Source organism: Micromonospora globbae, assembly GCF_036184225.1.
In the GTDB taxonomy this organism is placed as follows: domain Bacteria; phylum Actinomycetota; class Actinomycetes; order Mycobacteriales; family Micromonosporaceae; genus Micromonospora; species Micromonospora globbae.
Genome location: NZ_CP108084.1, coordinates 2,515,072 through 2,530,263 on the forward strand (window position 1 = coordinate 2,515,072; position 15,192 = coordinate 2,530,263).

The 15,192-nt window shown below is 74.0% G+C and carries 16 protein-coding genes; 7 read left to right on the forward strand and 9 right to left on the reverse strand.

Annotation, left to right across the window (positions count from 1 at the left end; genetic code table 11):
* Positions 1-42: 42 nt before the first annotated feature.
* The 5 genes from OG994_RS11105 to OG994_RS11125 all read right to left on the reverse strand — a co-directional run bounded on the left by OG994_RS11105 (position 43) and on the right by OG994_RS11125 (position 4,278).
* Entirely contained in the window at positions 43-1,467 is a 1,425-nt protein-coding gene (locus OG994_RS11105) for a serine/threonine-protein kinase (RefSeq protein WP_328853100.1), read from the reverse strand.
* A 163-nt stretch (positions 1,468-1,630) separates the two neighbouring features.
* A complete protein-coding gene (locus OG994_RS11110; protein WP_120330905.1) occupies positions 1,631-1,834 on the reverse strand; it encodes a hypothetical protein in 204 nt (67 codons plus the stop codon).
* A gap of 1 nt (position 1,835) precedes the next feature.
* Complete coding sequence (locus tag OG994_RS11115; RefSeq protein WP_120330906.1) at positions 1,836-2,900, reverse strand: LacI family DNA-binding transcriptional regulator; 1,065 nt, start codon at positions 2,898-2,900, stop codon at positions 1,836-1,838.
* A 126-nt stretch (positions 2,901-3,026) separates the two neighbouring features.
* A complete protein-coding gene (locus tag OG994_RS11120) occupies positions 3,027-3,908 on the reverse strand; it encodes a helix-turn-helix domain-containing protein (protein WP_396844142.1) in 882 nt (293 codons plus the stop codon).
* Between the two features lie 130 nt (positions 3,909-4,038).
* Positions 4,039-4,278: a DUF397 domain-containing protein gene (locus OG994_RS11125; RefSeq protein ID WP_120330908.1), complete on the reverse strand. Its 240-nt coding sequence runs from the start codon at positions 4,276-4,278 to the stop codon at positions 4,039-4,041.
* 263 nt (positions 4,279-4,541) lie between these two features.
* On the opposite strand from OG994_RS11125, the gene OG994_RS11130 reads away from it, so the two are divergent.
* The 3 genes from OG994_RS11130 (at position 4,542) to OG994_RS11140 (ending at position 9,383) form a co-directional block, all read left to right on the forward strand.
* Positions 4,542-5,189 (forward strand): GGDEF domain-containing protein, encoded by a 648-nt coding sequence (locus tag OG994_RS11130; protein ID WP_328853101.1) that lies wholly within the window; start codon positions 4,542-4,544, stop codon positions 5,187-5,189.
* Positions 5,190-5,454: 265 nt separating this feature from the next.
* Positions 5,455-6,063 (forward strand): hypothetical protein, encoded by a 609-nt coding sequence (locus OG994_RS11135; protein ID WP_328853102.1) that lies wholly within the window; start codon positions 5,455-5,457, stop codon positions 6,061-6,063.
* Positions 6,063-9,383 (forward strand): glycosyltransferase, encoded by a 3,321-nt coding sequence (locus OG994_RS11140; RefSeq protein ID WP_328853103.1) that lies wholly within the window; start codon positions 6,063-6,065, stop codon positions 9,381-9,383. The genes OG994_RS11135 and OG994_RS11140 overlap by 1 nt, the downstream gene beginning before the upstream one ends.
* A 72-nt stretch (positions 9,384-9,455) precedes the next feature.
* Here OG994_RS11140 and OG994_RS11145 read toward each other — a convergent pair whose 3' ends face one another.
* From OG994_RS11145 to OG994_RS11155, 3 genes are all read right to left on the reverse strand, one after another.
* Positions 9,456-9,611 carry a hypothetical protein gene (locus tag OG994_RS11145; RefSeq protein ID WP_328853104.1) on the reverse strand — a complete coding sequence of 52 codons (156 nt, stop codon included), beginning with the start codon at positions 9,609-9,611 and terminating at the stop codon, positions 9,456-9,458.
* 275 nt (positions 9,612-9,886) lie between these two features.
* Positions 9,887-10,360, reverse strand: coding sequence for an SRPBCC family protein (locus tag OG994_RS11150; protein ID WP_328853105.1), 474 nt, complete (start codon positions 10,358-10,360; stop codon positions 9,887-9,889).
* Positions 10,344-10,688 (reverse strand): ArsR/SmtB family transcription factor, encoded by a 345-nt coding sequence (locus OG994_RS11155; protein ID WP_328853106.1) that lies wholly within the window; start codon positions 10,686-10,688, stop codon positions 10,344-10,346. The genes OG994_RS11150 and OG994_RS11155 overlap by 17 nt, the downstream gene beginning before the upstream one ends.
* A gap of 156 nt (positions 10,689-10,844) precedes the next feature.
* On the opposite strand from OG994_RS11155, the gene OG994_RS11160 reads away from it, so the two are divergent.
* Entirely contained in the window at positions 10,845-11,495 is a 651-nt protein-coding gene (locus OG994_RS11160; protein ID WP_328853107.1) for a flavodoxin family protein, read from the forward strand.
* A 22-nt stretch (positions 11,496-11,517) separates the two neighbouring features.
* On the opposite strand, the gene OG994_RS11165 is transcribed toward OG994_RS11160, so the two are convergent.
* Positions 11,518-12,012, reverse strand: coding sequence for a type II toxin-antitoxin system PemK/MazF family toxin (locus tag OG994_RS11165; protein WP_328853108.1), 495 nt, complete (start codon positions 12,010-12,012; stop codon positions 11,518-11,520).
* Positions 12,013-12,155: 143 nt separating this feature from the next.
* On the opposite strand from OG994_RS11165, the gene OG994_RS11170 reads away from it, so the two are divergent.
* From OG994_RS11170 to OG994_RS11180, 3 genes are all read left to right on the forward strand, one after another.
* Complete coding sequence (locus OG994_RS11170) at positions 12,156-12,851, forward strand: YdcF family protein (protein ID WP_328853109.1); 696 nt, start codon at positions 12,156-12,158, stop codon at positions 12,849-12,851.
* An 80-nt stretch (positions 12,852-12,931) separates the two neighbouring features.
* Complete coding sequence (locus OG994_RS11175; RefSeq protein ID WP_328853110.1) at positions 12,932-13,756, forward strand: LLM class flavin-dependent oxidoreductase; 825 nt, start codon at positions 12,932-12,934, stop codon at positions 13,754-13,756.
* A gap of 56 nt (positions 13,757-13,812) precedes the next feature.
* Positions 13,813-15,057 (forward strand): hypothetical protein, encoded by a 1,245-nt coding sequence (locus OG994_RS11180; RefSeq protein ID WP_328853701.1) that lies wholly within the window; start codon positions 13,813-13,815, stop codon positions 15,055-15,057.
* Positions 15,058-15,192 lie beyond the last annotated feature (135 nt).

The following is a 15,192-nucleotide window of genomic DNA, read 5'->3' on the forward strand; positions in this document are numbered from 1 at the left end:
CCGGCGGACGCCACCGGTCCGCGCGGGGTCACCCCGCCCGGGTCAGCCGTCGTCGCGGCCGACCCCGACATCCACCCGGTCCAGCAGGTCGTCGAACCGGTCGGCGAGGTCGGGCGACAGCCGGTCCCGCTCGACGGCCTCGCCGATCCGCTTGCGCAGGTCCTCGACCCGCTTGGTCCGGTCCTTCGGCTTGCCCCGGAACAGGTCGGCCAGTTCGTCGCGCAGGTCCTCGGCGGTCCGCCGGTCGATCTGCCCCTGTGCCTGCGCCTGCGCGAGGAGCGCGGCGAACTCGGTGGCGAGCTCGCGCAGACTGATCGCGACGGGGGCGTCCGTGGTCGGCGGGGGTGCCGAGGTGGGCGGCGGCGTCGGCGACTCGGACGTGGCGGAGGGCGAGGGCGCGGACGGCGTGGCGCTCGGGCCGGTCGCGGACGGTGTGCCGCGCTCGTCGTCGAGGACGGCCATCGCGCCCAGAGCGACGAGGAGTGCGAGGCCGGCCGCCGTGATCGCGACCAGCGGGCTGCGGGAGCGGCGGCGGGGCGTCGCGGCGGCCGGTTGCGGTGCGGCGGGTCGCCGGTCGACGAGGGTGGGCGCCTGCGCGCCCGCGACGGCCGCCCGCCCGGTGGGCAGGGGCGGCACGACGGCGGTGGGCGGGTCGGCCGGCGGGACGGCGCTGAGCCGGGTGGCGAGCTGCGCCGCGCGCGGGCGCCGGGCCGGGTCGGTGGCGAGGCAGGCGAGGACGAGGTCGGCGATGTCGGCGGGCAGGCCGGGGATCCGCAGCGGCGGTACAGGGGTACGCCGCCGGTGCACCTCCAGCGCGTCCTCCCACGTCTGCACGGGCAGCGGCGCCCGTCCGGTGAGGGTGCGGTAGAGCAGTGCGCCGAGGGCGTAGACGTCGCTGGCGGGGTCGGGTGGGCCGGCGGTGAGCCGTTCCGGCGCGAAGTACGCGGGGGTGCCCATGAGCACCTCGCCGGTCTGCCCGGCGAGCGGGTGGTGCGGACCGGCGAGGGCGGCGATGCCGAAGTCGAGGACCTTGGCGCCCGTCTCGGTGAGCATCACGTTACCGGGCTTGATGTCGTGGTGCACCACGCCGATCCGGTGGGCGGCGGCGAGCGCGGCGGCCACCTGTCCCCCGACCCGTACCGCCTCGGCCCACGGCAGCGGCCCCTCGGCGAGCCGGTCGGCCAGGTTGCGCCCGTCGACCAGCTCCATGACGAGGTAGGGCACGACCTCGCCGCCGGGCAGGGTCGCCTCGCCGTAGTCGTACACGTGGGTGACGTGCGGGTGGGTCAGGCGGGCGGCGGCGCGGGCCTCGCGCTGGATGGTGGCCCGCAGGTGCGGGTCGGTGGCGAGCGGTGCGGCGAGCGCCTTGACGGCGACGGGTCGCCCGAGGACCTCGTCGTCGGCACGCCACACCTCGGACATTCCGCCCAGACCGATCCGTTCGTGCAGAACGTACCGATCGTGCAACCGGAGAGTGGGCGTGAACGGCGACATGGTCGTCCAGTGTGCCCGGCCGACGGCCTGACCCACCACTCAACGCGCCCGATTCGGCACCGATCGACGTGTCCTGCCCGGATGCGGAGATGGCCGGGACCGTGGACCGGAGCCCACGGGCCCGGCGGGCGCGGGTTCAGGCGCAGGGCGGCGTGGACGGGACGGGTGCGGGCTGGATCCGGTCGGCGAGGCGGCGCAGCGCCGCGGCGGCGGCGAGTCGGGTGGGCGTGAGCCGGGGTGGGCGGGTGCGGTCGGCCCGGACCGGCGCGTCGGGGCGGGCCGAGTTGACGTGCCGGACCACCGCGTCGACGGCGGTGACGAAGCCGGTGGGCTGTTCCATGTCAGCTCCTCGGGACGGGTCCGGTGGAGGTCCGGACGACGAGTGCGGTGGGCAGCAGGACGTGTGCGGCCGCCGGGTCGGCGGGCGGGTCGAGCAGCAGTTCGGCGGCGATCCGGCCCTTCTCCTCGGCCGGTTGACGCACGGTGGTGAGGCCGACGGTGGCGGCCTCGGCGATGTCGTCGAAGCCGGTGACCGAGACCGGCGGTCGGCCGGCGTGCTCCGGCCCGGCGAGGACGTCGAGGACGCCGAGGGCGAGCACGTCCGAACAGGCGAGCACGGCGGTCGGCGCGTCCGGCCCGTCGAACAGGCCGGCGACCGCGGCGGCGGCCGCCCGCCGGTCGTTGCCCGGGGCCGTGAGGACCGTGAGGTCCGACCAGGCCACGCCGACCTCGGCGAACGCGTCGGCGAAGCCGGCGAACCGGCCGCGGGTGGTCGTGTGCGGCACCCGGTCGGCCGCGGGCAGTCGCAGCGGGCCGGCGGGCGCGTCGGGCAGCACCGAGTCGCCGAGGAGGGCCACCCGCCGGTGGCCGAGGCTCGCCACGTGAGCGGCGATGCCCCGGGCGGCGGCCCGTTCGTCGATGCCGACGTAGCGGTCGTCGGGGCCGGCGTCCTCGGGTGGGGCGGTGGTGACGAAGGGCAGCCCGCGGTCGCGGAGCGCGTTCAGGGCCCAGGTCTCGTCGCCGGCGCAGTAGACGCAGAAGCCGTCCACGGCCGCGTTCTCCACGGCATGGCGGGCCTCCGCGCGGTCGCCGGGCATCGGCACGAGCAGCAGGCTGGTGCCGTGCCCCTCGGCCGCCGCGCTGACGCCGGCGAGGAAGCGCACCGCGAAGGGGTCGGTGAACGCGTACGACAGGCGCGAGGTGAACAGCACCCCGATCGCGCCGACGTAGCCCCGCCGCAGCGAGCGGGCGGTCGGGTTCGGGCCGGGGTAGCCCATCGCCTTCGCGGTCTCGAGGATGCGCTGGCGGAGGGCCGCGGAGAGCTGGTCGGGGCGGGCGTAGGCGTTGGACACGGTGCTGCGGGAGACGCCGACCGCGTCGGCCACGGCCTGGAGGGTGGGTTTCACCGCTCCCCCTCTGGATCGATTCAGAACTGGATCGATTCAGAGACTAGCGGGACGGCGGGAAACGGTCAACAGGGATGCGCGGCGACCGAGGTCGCGCCCCTCGTGTCGCGGCGGCGGGGCGCGGAATCAGGCGGGGTAGACCTCGTCGCGCAGCCGCGCGAGCAGGTCCGGCGTACGCTCCGGCGGCTCGGCCTCGACGCACAGCCGCTCCATGGCCAGCGCGTAGTGGTCGAGGTCGTCCCGCTTGTCGAGGTAGATGGCGCTGGTCAGCTGTTCGATGTAGACGATGTCGGGCAGATCCTGGTCGCCGAAGCGCAGGATGGTGAACGCCCCGCCGGCCGCCGCGTGCCCGCCGGCCGCGAACGGGATGATCTGCAGACGGATGTTGGGCGACCGGGTGGCCTCGATGAGCGCGGTCAACTGGTCACGCATCACGCCCGGCCCGCCGATGGGACGCCGCAGGGCCGCCTCGTCGATCACCGCCCACAGCTGCGGCGGCTCCGCCCGGCGCAGGAGTTCCTGGCGACGCATGCGCAGCGCCACCCGCCGGTCGATCTCGTCGGGTGCGGCCGAGCCGTGCCCGAGCAGCACGACCGCGCGGGCGTACGCGGGTGTCTGCAACAGGCCCGGCACGAACTGCACCTCGTAGGTGCGGATCAGTACGGCGGCGGCCTCCAGGCCGAGGTAGGACTGGAACCAGGCGGGCAGCACGTCGCCGTACCGGTGCCACCAGCCGGGGCTGTTCGCGTCGCGGGCCAGCTTGAGCAGCGTCTCCCGTTCCTCGGCATCGGTGACGCCGTAGAGGGTGAGCAGGTCGGCGACGTCGCGTTCCTTGAAGCCGACGCGGCCCAGCTCCATGCGGCTGATCTTCGACTCGGAGGCGCGGATCTCCCAGCCCGCGCCCTCCCGGGTGACGCCGCTGGCTTCCCGTAGGCGCCGCAGTTGCGCGCCGAGCAGCATGCGCAGCACGGTCGGCCCGGTCGCCGAGCCGCCGTCGGCGTCCACCATCGTCACGTGCCGACCTCCGCGCACCACGCACGACCGGGCTCCGGCCCGGCCGACTGGTAAGCATGCCACGGACCGGCGGTGCGCCGCACTCCCCGTGACCGGTGGCGTGCCGCGCGTCGCGGGGCGCCGGTCAGGCGATCAGGTGGTCGAAGTCGCCGTCGCGGGCGCCGAGCACGAAGGCGGCGATCTCCTCGACGGTGTAGATGAGCGCCGGCCCGTCCGGGTACCGCGAGTTCCGTACGGCGATGCCGGCTCCCCCCGGCAGCGCCGCCAGCTCGACACAGTTGCCGCTCGGGTTGCTCCGGCGGCTCTTCTGCCAGGTCAGCGGGGGAAGCTGGTTGACGGGGACGCCGTTCATCGGCTGCTGCATGCGGAGGGGTCTTTCTGTTCATAGCCGGCCGATGCCGTGGGGAGGAGCGGTGGCGGCGCGGAAGACGTGTCGACATCGGACGGTGCTGCACGTGCAGCTGCTCTTGCATCTGCATCGGACGGCGAGCATGATAACCCATGTGTACGGTACCCATCCGTTCACAGTGAGTTACCTGACCTGGGCCGTGACCAGGGAAAACGGGGGCCCGGCCGGGCGCGTCGGCCGCGACGGGGCTCGGGCGGCGGCGTGACGGGAGGGCTCGTGTGCCGGATCCGATGAGTGTCGCGTCCGGTATCTGCGCCGCGGGGGCACTGCTCTCCTCCTGGCAGCTGCGCCGCCGCGCGCTACGCGCCGAGGCGGAGATCGCGCACCTGCAGGCCGAACTCGCCGCCGAACGACACGCGGCCAGCCACGACCCTCTCACCGGGCTTCCCAACCGCCGCGCCTTCTACCGGCTGGCCGCCGCCCTGCTGGCCGACGTCGGCCGGCGGCCCCTGATCGCCGTGGTGCTCGACCTGGACGACTTCAAGCAGGTCAACGACCGCTACGGGCACGCCGCGGGGGACCACGTGCTCATCAGCGTCGCGGAGCGGCTGGCCGCCTTCGCCGGCGACAACCTCGTGGCCCGCCTCGGCGGCGACGAGTTCGCCGGCCTGCTCGTCAGCCCCACCGTGGACCGTCGCTGGATCGACCACGCCAGCCGCCGGCTCTGCGAGATGCTCGCCGCCCCCATCCCGCTGGGCACGCTCACCCTGCGGGTGACGGCGTCGGTCGGCCTCGCGCCGGTGACCGGCCCGACGCAGCTCACCGAGGCGTTGCGCGAGGCGGACGCGGCCATGTACCAGGCGAAGAGCCTGAGCGCCGGCCGGCAGACCCGCCAGCTGGTCGACACCGTCCACCTTCCTGACTGACCCGCAACCTCCCACCTTCCGCCCGCCAACTTCCGTCCGCTCAACGCGCCGGGCGGGGAAACGTGACGGGGCCGTCGTTGACCGGGCCGGGCGATATCGGCGTCTTATCGACGTCCCGTCACGCCTGGACGTGAATGAGAACTCCCGGCATGTTCGTCGCCCCTTCGCCTCGTCCATCCGGTTGTTCGGAATATGAAATCCCGAGCACGACCCGATGACGGCAAAGTGGACATAAGCCGCTTTTGCCATCCCTAGCCTCGGCCGGGTGGTCGTTCGCATTCACGATGGCAACTCGCCCGCAGCCGCCCGCGACATCGCCGTCGCGCAGTCCCCGGGCCCCGTGCCGGTCTTCGTCGACGCCACCGGACGGCGCGCGCGCCTGATGCGCCGGTGCGGTGTACTCCTGGCGGCCGGCGCCCTCGTGTACGTGCCGATCGTCGGGCTCGCCGTCCTCACCGGACCGTCCGTCCCCCAGCCCGCGCCGCTCCTCAACGACGAGACCGGCATGGAGACCGCCGACCAGGCGCCCGAGCAGGGGCTGCCGCCCCTCCCTCCCGTGATCGCCGGCGCCAGCGAGGTCGCAGGCGGCGACCTCGGCCCGGCCGGCGACAGCGCCGACGACGCGGGGCCCTGGCCGCCCGTCCTCGCCGAACCCGGGCCGGTGCGTGACGAACCGGGTCGGGGCTCGCCATCCCCTGGTCCCGGCCGCGGTCCCTCCCACCCGTCCCCCTCGACGGCAGGGCCCACGCCGCCGTCGGCGTCACCCTCACCGTCACCGACCGGCACGCTCCCCAGCCCGTCTCCCCAGACGCCCCCGCCCGTGACACCGACCGCACCGGCCCTCCTCGACGCCGCACGGAGGTACCTGGCCTGATGACCGTGACGACGAGGCGGCCCGTGCCCTCCCCGCCCAGGAGGCCACGTCGGGTCCGGTTTCCGCTGCGGACGAGCTGGGTGGTCTACGGGACACTCGTCACCGCCCTGCTCAGCGTGCTGCTGGTGGAGGCGTACGCGAACTCCGAGTTCACGCCCGACCACGTGCGCGAGGCCGGGGACCAGGGCGGCGTACCGGCCGAGATCATCTCGGGCGGCCCGGTGATCGACACGACCGACGGCGGGCAGCGGTCCTACCACATGCCGCCCCGCACCATCGCGCTCACCTTCGACGACGGACCGGATCCGGTGTGGACGCCGCGGATCCTCGACGTGTTGCGGCGCCACGGGGCGCGGGCGACCTTCTTCGTGGTCGGCAGCCAGGTGGCGCGCCACCCCGACCTGACCCGACGGATCGCCACGGAGGGCCATGAACTGGGTGTGCACACCTTCAGTCACCCGGATGCGACCCTGCTGCCCGGCTGGCAGCGCCGACTCGAGTACACCCAGACCCAGATGGCCATCATGAACGCCGCCGGCGTCCGGACGACCCTGCTGCGTCTCCCGTACTCGTCGCGGGCGGACGCCGTCGACGACGACGCGTGGACCGCCATCCGACAGGCCGGTGACCTCGGCTACCTCACGGCGGTCAACGACACCGACAGCCAGGACTGGGCCCGGCCCGGAGTGGACGCGATCCTGCGGAACATGACCCCGCCGGCCGGGCAGGGCGCCGTCGTGCTGCTGCACGACGCGGGCGGCGACCGGGCCCAGACGGTCGCCGCGCTCGACCGGTTCATCCCCGCGATGCTGGCCCGCGGCTACGAGTTCGTCACCGTCGGGGACGGTGTGAACCGGACCCGGGACGAGATCGACGACGACGGCGTGTCGGCCGTTCCGGTCAACCGGCCGGTGTCGGCGGTCGACCGCTGGCACTCCGGCTCGGTGGTCCTGGCGGTGCAGGTCGCCGACCTCTTCATCGCCACGCTGCGCGTGCTGTTCGTGGTGGCCGGGCTCCTCATGCTGGTCCGTACGCTGCTGCTGCTCGTCCTCGCGCCACGGCTGGCCTGGCGTCGCCGGCGCGGGTACTGGGGGCCGCCGGTCACCGAGCCCGTGACGATCGTCGTGCCGACCTACAACGAACAGGCCGGCATCGTCGCGAGCGTCCGGTCGCTGGCCAACGGCGACCATCGCGGCATCGAGGTCATCGTCGTCGACGACGGCTCGACCGACGGGACCGCCGACCTCGTGGAGGCGCTCGGGCTGCGCAACGTCCGGGTGATCCGCAAGCCCAACGGCGGCAAGTCGAGCGCCCTCAACCTCGGCATCGCGCACGCCAGCCACGAGATCATCGTGATGGTCGACGGTGACACCGTGTTCGAGCGGGACTCCGTACGCCGGCTGGTGCAGCCGTTCGCCGACCCGTCGGTGGGCGCCGTCGCCGGCAACGTCAAGGTCGCCAACCGCCGGGGCCCGCTCGGGTGGTGGCAGCACATCGAGTACGTCATCGGTTTCAACCTCGACCGCCGCCTGTACGAGACGTTGGGCTGCATGCCGACCGTGCCGGGGGCCATCGGGGCGTTCCGGCGCCGGGTGCTGCTCGCCGCGGGTGGCATGAGCGACGACACCCTCGCCGAGGACACCGACATCACGATGGCCGTGCTCCGGGCCGGGTGGCGCGTGGTGTACGAGAAGCGCGCCCGGGCGTGGACCGAGGCGCCCGCGTCGCTGACCCAGCTGTGGCGGCAGCGGTACCGCTGGAGCTACGGCACCATGCAGGCGATGTGGAAGCACCGCGGGGCGGTGTTCGACCGGGGCCCCTCGGGCCGGTTCGGGCGTCTCGGCCTGCCGATGCTCGCCCTGTTCGGTGTGGCGCTGCCTCTGCTCGGGCCCGTGCTGGACGTGATGGCCCTCTACGGACTGTTCTTCCTGGGCACCACCGAGACCGCGACGGCGTGGCTGCTGATGCTGGCCGTGCAGGCGGTCACGGCGGTGGTGGCCTTCCGCCTCGACCGGGAGCGTCTCCTGCCGCTGCTGGCACTGCCCCTGCAGCAGTTCGCGTACCGGCAGCTCATGTACCTGGTCCTGGTCAAGTCGACGGTGACCGCGCTGACCGGCACCCGGCTGCGGTGGCGGAAGCTCAAGCGCGCCGGTGACCCGCCGGGTCACGAGGGCAGGGTGGTCGACGGAAGCGTCGTGCCGCCCGGACCGCGCACGGCGGCGCCCGCCGGTGCCGGCCGCGACCGCTGGTTCGACACGCTGCGGACGCTGGCCCTGACGCGGGTGATCGTCTACCACATGTGGGGCTACGCCTGGCTGAGCTTCGCGTTCCCCGCCATGGGGGTGATGTTCGCGCTCGGTGGCTCGCTGATGGCCCGGTCCCTGGACCGTGCGCCCACCCGCGCCGTCAACGGCCGGCTGCGGCGGCTCCTGCCCGCCCTGTGGGTGTTCGGCGCGGTGCTCGTGCCGCTGATGGTCTGGCACGGCTGGTCCGACCGGCCGGCGTGGCCGGGGCTGCTGACCTGGTTGCTGCCGATCGCCCAACCGGCCGGCAACGCCTGGGCGCAGGACGTCACCGGGGTGCTGTGGTATCTGGTCACGTACCTCTGGCTCGTGCTGCTCTCCCCCGCGCTGCTCGGGCTCTACCGCCGGTGGCCACTGCCGACCGTGCTGCTGCCCCTCGCCGCCGTGGTGGTGCTGCAGACCACGTCTCCGCCGCTCAGCGGCCAGGTCAACTCGGTCGTGACCGACCTGGCCACGTTCGGCGCCTGCTGGCTCGTCGGCTTCGCCCACCGCGACGGCGCGCTGCACCGTGTTCCCCTGGCGGCCCTGCTCGCCGCGGCGGCCCTGTGCCTGGGGGTCGGGGTGGGGTGGACGCTGACCCACCCCGCCGGCGGGTTCGACCTGAACGACATCCCGTTGGCCCAGGCGTTCTACTCGCTGGGCTTCGTGCTGGTGCTGCTGCGGGCGCGCCCGCCGTTGGGCTGGCTGGCCCGGGCCCGACCACTGGACCGGCTGGTCACCTGGCTGAACGGCCGTGCGCTGACCATCTACCTCTGGCACAACGCGGCCATCGCGGTCTGCTTCGCCGTCGGCGACCGGGTCGACGCCTGGTGGCTCGGGCGGGCCGGATACCTGGGGGTGGCGCTCGTCCTGCTGTTCGTCGTCGTGCTGCTGGTCGGCTGGGTCGAGGACGTCAGCGCCCGACGGCGTCCCCGGCTGCTCGGCTGGCCGACCGGCACCCCCGCGGCGACCGGGCGCGTTCGGCGCGCGCCGGTCCCCGCCACAGCGCGGCAGGTCCGGGCGAGCACCCGGATCTGACCACGGGTCACAGCAGAAAGGAGGTGCGGTCGGTGCGGGCCGGCGGCCGATGGGCCGCCGGCCCGCACCGCGTCAGAAGGAGTGTCGTGGTGGCCGGGGCAGCCAGCCCGTGAACCGCTGCTGCAGGACGGACACCGGCACGCGGCGCAGTTCGTCGGACGCCGCGGCGAGGCAGGACGCCAGATAGACGCCGAGCGCGGCACGGTCGCGGCGGAACTCCTCCAGCAACCGGCGCCGTTTCGTGGCACACGGCCACTCCGCGCCGCAGGTACCGCAGGTCCAGCCTGGAGTGACGGGGAGATGGTCCTCGGAACCAGCCTGGGGTCGTGGCACATCACCGTTCATCGCGGCCGTCCTCTCCGGTCCGGACGGCGACCCCGCCGCCGCCACTGTGCGGAACCCGGTGCGACTCCCCAGTGCATAGTGTGCAGCGCCGACGCGCATGCCGGCGTTACACACCGCTGTTACGCGTGCACCGGCACGTCGGGCGCCGACGCCGGTCGTCAGACCAGGGTGGCCAGGTACCGTTCGAGCGCGGCGTACGACTCGGCCGCCCCCTGCGTCATGCCGCTGTCGAGCATGCCGTCGCGCTCCTGCGTGGTGTCGAAGCGGCTGGTGCCGGTCACCACGGTCCGGCCGTCGCGCTCGGTGAAGACGAGGGTCTCCTCCACCACGTGCCCGGGCATGCCCTCGAACTCGAAGGTCTGCACGATGCGCTCCGGCACCACGATCTCGCGGAACTCGCCCCGGAAGGCGTAGGAGTTGCCGTCCTTCGTGTGCTCCACGAAGCGGTACCGGCCGCCGACCCGGAAGTCGATCTCGACGTCGAGCGGGTTGCCCCGGCCCCACCAGTGCCTGAGGTGCTCCGCCTCGCTGTGGGCGGCGAACACCAGGTCGCGCGGCGCGTCGAACGTGCGGGTGAGGGTGATCTCGCGGTCCGACGGCAGGTCGATCACCAGGTCACTGAGCTGTCCCATCGCCTCTCTCCTTCAGGTCGCGCAGATAGTCGTCCAATGTGTCGTAACGGTCGTCCCAGAGCCTTCGGTACTGGTCGACCCACTCGGACAGGGTGCGCAGCGGGGCCGGATCGAGCCGGCAGCGCCGCCACTGGGCCTCCCGGGTGCGGACGATCAGGCCGGCCCGCTCCAGGACGTTGAGGTGCTTCGAGATGGCCTGGACGCTCACCGGGAACGGCGCCGCCAGCTCGTTGACCGTCGCCTCGCCGGACGCCAGCCGGGCGAGGATGGCCCGGCGGGTCGGATCCGCGAGGGCGGCGAACACGAGGCTGACCGGATCTGCCGTCATGACCTTCTCTCAACCACTTGGTTGATAAACCGATAAGTTGAACGTACGCCGTCGGGGCGCGGTGTCAAGCGGATCCGGAAACCTCGTGGAGGTGTTCCGCGCCGTCGCACGGGTAGAACGGACAGCGCACGCGGCACCGGCCGAGGAGGTAGCACCGTGACGGCCATCCGGGCCCTGGTCCTGAACTGCACCCTGAAGCGGTCACCGGCGCCGTCGAGTTCGGAGGTGCTCGGCCGGGAGGTGCTCGACGCCTTCGCCGACCAGGGCGTGGACGGCGAGCTGATCCGGGTCGTCGATCACGACGTGCGTTTCGGCGTCTCCACCGACGAGGGCGACGGCGACGGGTGGCCGGCCATCCGGGCCCGGCTGCTCGCCGCGCAGATCCTCGTCATCGCCACTCCGATCTGGCTCGGTCAGCCGTCCTCGGTGACCAAGATGGTGCTGGAACGCCTCGACGCGGAGCTGTCCGAGACCGACGCCCAGGGCCGGCTGCTCACGTACGGGAAGGTGGGCGGGGTGGCCGTCGTCGGCAACGAGGACGGCGCGCACCACACCATCGCCGAGGTGCAGCAGGCGTTGAACGAGGTCGGCTTCACCTGTCCCGCCGCCGGGGCGACGTACTGGGTCGGCGAGGCGCTGCACAAGGTCGACTACCTCGACGCCCGGCCGAAGCCCGACACGACCGGGCGTACCACCAGGGCTCTGGCCCTCAACAGCGCACACCTGGCCCGGTTGCTGGCCGAGCAGCCGTACCCGCCGCCGGACGCCCGGGGCGCGGCGGTCGGACCGAGCCGCGAACCGGCCTGAACGGGTCGCTCCCCGCCGTCGCTCAGCGCCAGCCGTAGCCGGCGCGCAGCGCCCGGCTCACCCGCTCGAAGCGCTCCCGGTCCAGGATCGCACCCTCGCGGCGGATGCTGTCCTCCCGCATGGTGAGCACCCGGTCCAACCGGATCCAGCTGGGCCGCTTCTCACGGTCCCAGGTGCCCGGGCCGAGCGCGAGCCAGTGCCGCTGGCCGTCGCGCTCGCTCTGGCTGGAGAGCATCAGCCCGAACAGGGTCCGGCTCTGCCGCCCGACCACGAGCACCGGCCGGTCCTTGCCCTGGCGAGGGTCGTCCTCGTACGGCACCCAGGTCCAGACGATCTCACCCGGGTCGGCCTGCCCGTCCAGCTCGGGCGCGTACGACAGCTCGCGCCGCTGCAACGAGGCGACCTGGCGCCGCCGGGCGACCTGGGCCGGCGCGGGCCCCGGCCGGCGCGGACGGGGGACGACGACCCCACCCACCCGACCGATGCGCGCCGCCACATTCCTCAACAGACCTGCCACGGCCCGGCAGCCTATCCGCTCCGCCCCACCCTCCCCGAGCCAGGGAACCCGTGACGGAGCCTGCACTACCGTGTCCGGCGGAGGGGCCCCCTCCCGACGACCCCCGGCACACACGCCGGACCCTCACCCCAGCGGAGGCATGGGTGCACCCGAACGGACCGCTGCCCCGAGTCGTGCCGGCCGCGGACCTCACCGCCGTCACCACGCGCGGGCTCATGGACGTGATGACGGCCTTCACGGCCATCCTGGCGCTGCCCGCCTCGGCCGCCGACCGGGTGGACGCGCTCGCCGTGCCCACCGGCCAGGGCGAGGAGTGGCGCCTCACCCACGCCATCGACCGCTGGCAGGCCCGCCCGGAGATCAACCATCTGCTGGTCGCCAACGGCAACCCGCGCGAGGCGACGTATCGCGAGCTCACCCTCCCCTACCTGCGTGATCTCGGGCTCAGCCGCCTCGACGGCGTCCTCCTCCAGACCGGGCCGGCGCCCCACACCGGCCTCCAGGCCGCGTGGATCGCCGACCGGGTCGGCGAACTGGGCATCACGAGCCTCGGGCTCACCGTCTCGCCGTACCACCTGCCGCGGGTGTACCTCACGGTCCTCAGGGCCCTCGACGAGCGGGGCCTTCGCATCGCCCTCGTGCCCGACCCGGTGACGGTTCCTCCCCACACCGCCGTCCCGGAGACGCACGCGACCGCCTACGACCTGCTCCCCGGCGAGGCCGCACGCATCGTGAGGTACGCGGACAGCGGATGGGTCGCCTCCCTCGACGACCTGAAGCGCTACCTGCGGTGGCTGTGGAGCGAGCACGTGGCGCTCCTCACCGGGCACCCGGGCTGACATCTGCCGGCGCGCTCGCGACCGTGGCGACATCACGCGCGGTCGTCGCGTCACCGCCGGGCGGGCGTTAGGGTTGCTCGATGCCCCGATACGCAGTCGGACTTCCGAACGTCGGGCCGTTCGCCGACGCCGCGGCCCTGGTCGAGTTGGCCGTCGCCGCCGAGGAACGCGGCTGGGACGGCGTTTTCGTCTGGGACCACGTGCTCTACCACGAGCCGGACTGGCCCGTCGTGAATCCCGTGGTCGTCGCGTCCGCGATCGCGGCGCGGACCTCCCGGATCCGGCTCGGCGTCCTCATGACCGCACTGCCGCGACGCCGGGTGCAGGTGGTGGCCCGGGAGACCGCCACCCTGGACACGCTGTCCGGCGGTCGGCTCGTCTTCGGTGCGGCCATCGGCTCGATGGACGCCGAGTACACGGCGTTCGGCGAAGATCCCGACCTGCGGGTGCGCGGGAGGCGACTGGACGAGTCACTCGCGCAGCTCACGGCACTGTGGTCGGGCCAGGAGGTGCCCCTGCCGTCGGGCGAACGGGTGCGGATGCTGCCCACGCCGGTCCAGCGGCCGCGCGTACCCGTCTGGTGCGCCGGCCGGTGGCCCAACCGTCCCGGCCTGCGCCGCGCCGCCCACTGGGACGGAGTGGTCCCGACCTTCGCCGGCGCGGGCATGGGCGTCCCCGTGCCCGTCGAGCAGTTCGCCGACGCGGTGCGGTTCGTCGCCGCCGAGCGGGGCTCGCTCGACGGGTTCGACATCGGGCTCGAAGGCTGGACGTCACCGGAGAACGCCGCGCGGACCGTCGCACCGTACGCGGCGGTCGGGCTCACCTGGTGGATCGAGGCGATGGGCTGGTGGCGCGGTGGTGTCGAGGCGGCCCGGGAACGCGTGCTCGCCGGCCCACCCCGCTGACCCGCCCGACGACCGGGGCTGACGTGGCGGCGGGCAGCGGGCACAGTGGAGCGGTGATGGTTCTCACCGGGCCCGTGGCCCGATACGCGGAACGGATGCACCGCCTCGTCGGCGACGGTCACCACGTCGCCTCCCCGCTGGGTGCGTGGCTGCTGCTCGCCCTGGTCGGCCCGGCCGCCACCGGCGCCGCCCGCGCCGAACTGGAGGACGTCCTCGGCACCGACGTGGACCGGGCGGCCGCCACCGCGCGGTCCCTGCTGGACGCGCCGCACCCGCTGGTCGCGTCGGCGAGCGCGCTGTGGGAGCGGTCGGCCTCCGACGCGCTGGCCCGGTGGCGGGCCACGCTGCCGGAGCTCACCGAGACGGGCCCGCTGCCCGACCAGGCGGCGTTGGACGCGTGGGCGCGCGAGCACACCCTGGGCCTCATCGAGAGGTTCCCCCTCACGCTGTCGCCGGAAACGCTGCTGGTCATGGCGACCGCGTTGGCCACGCGGATCTCCTGGGCCGACCCGTTCCAGGTGGCGACCGGCGACGCACTCGGCCCCGACAGCGCCTGGGCGCGGCGGCTGCGCCACGTGCTGCGTACGCCGTGGCACGGCCACGACTGCTGGATCGCCGAAACCACGCGGGCCGGGGACGTGGCCGTGCACGCGGCCGCGGCCCGGCCGGAGAGCGTCGACGGCCGCGACGCGGGGATGCTGGTGGTCTCCGTGGCCGCCATGCCGGACGTCCCGGCGGCCGACGTGCTCGCGGCGGCTCACGAGGTGGCCGTGGAGGCGGCCCGGTCCACCGTGGAGAAGGGTGTGGGCCGGCGCTCCCTCTACGACCTGCCGCTGGGCGACACCCCGCTGTGGTCGCTGCGGGAGGAGCAGACCCGGGCGTACGCCCGGGAGGAGCACGTCAGCGCGGTGCTGCCCGGTTGGTCCGCGGAGAGCCGGCACGACCTGACGGCCGCGGCGCTGGGGTTCGGTTCGGCGGCGCGGGCCCTCGGCGAGCTGATGGGCGGCCCGCCGCTGATGTACGAGGCGGTCCAGTCCGCGGTGGCGCGCTACGGCCGGTACGGGTTCGAGGCCGCCGCCGTGACGGCGTTCGCCCTGGCGACCGGGCTGCCGCCGGAGAACGTCGCCCGGTTCGCCGAACTGCGGTTCGGGCACCCGTACGCCGTGGTGGCGGTCGCCACCGACACCCGCGGCGGGGTGCCGGCCGGGCCGTGGCACGGCCTGCCGGTCTACTCGGCGTGGGTGGCGCAGCCGTCGGAGCTGCCGGACGAGGACCTCACCGAACCGCCCGGGACGGTCTGACCGGTGGGGCCTCCGGGAGACGGCCGGAGGCCCCACCCGCCTCCGGCCGTCACGGCGTGCGGGGCCGCGGGCCGGCGCGTACACCGGCGACCGGAGGCCCGCCGGGCCTGGAGCGACCGGAGGCCGCCCGACCTC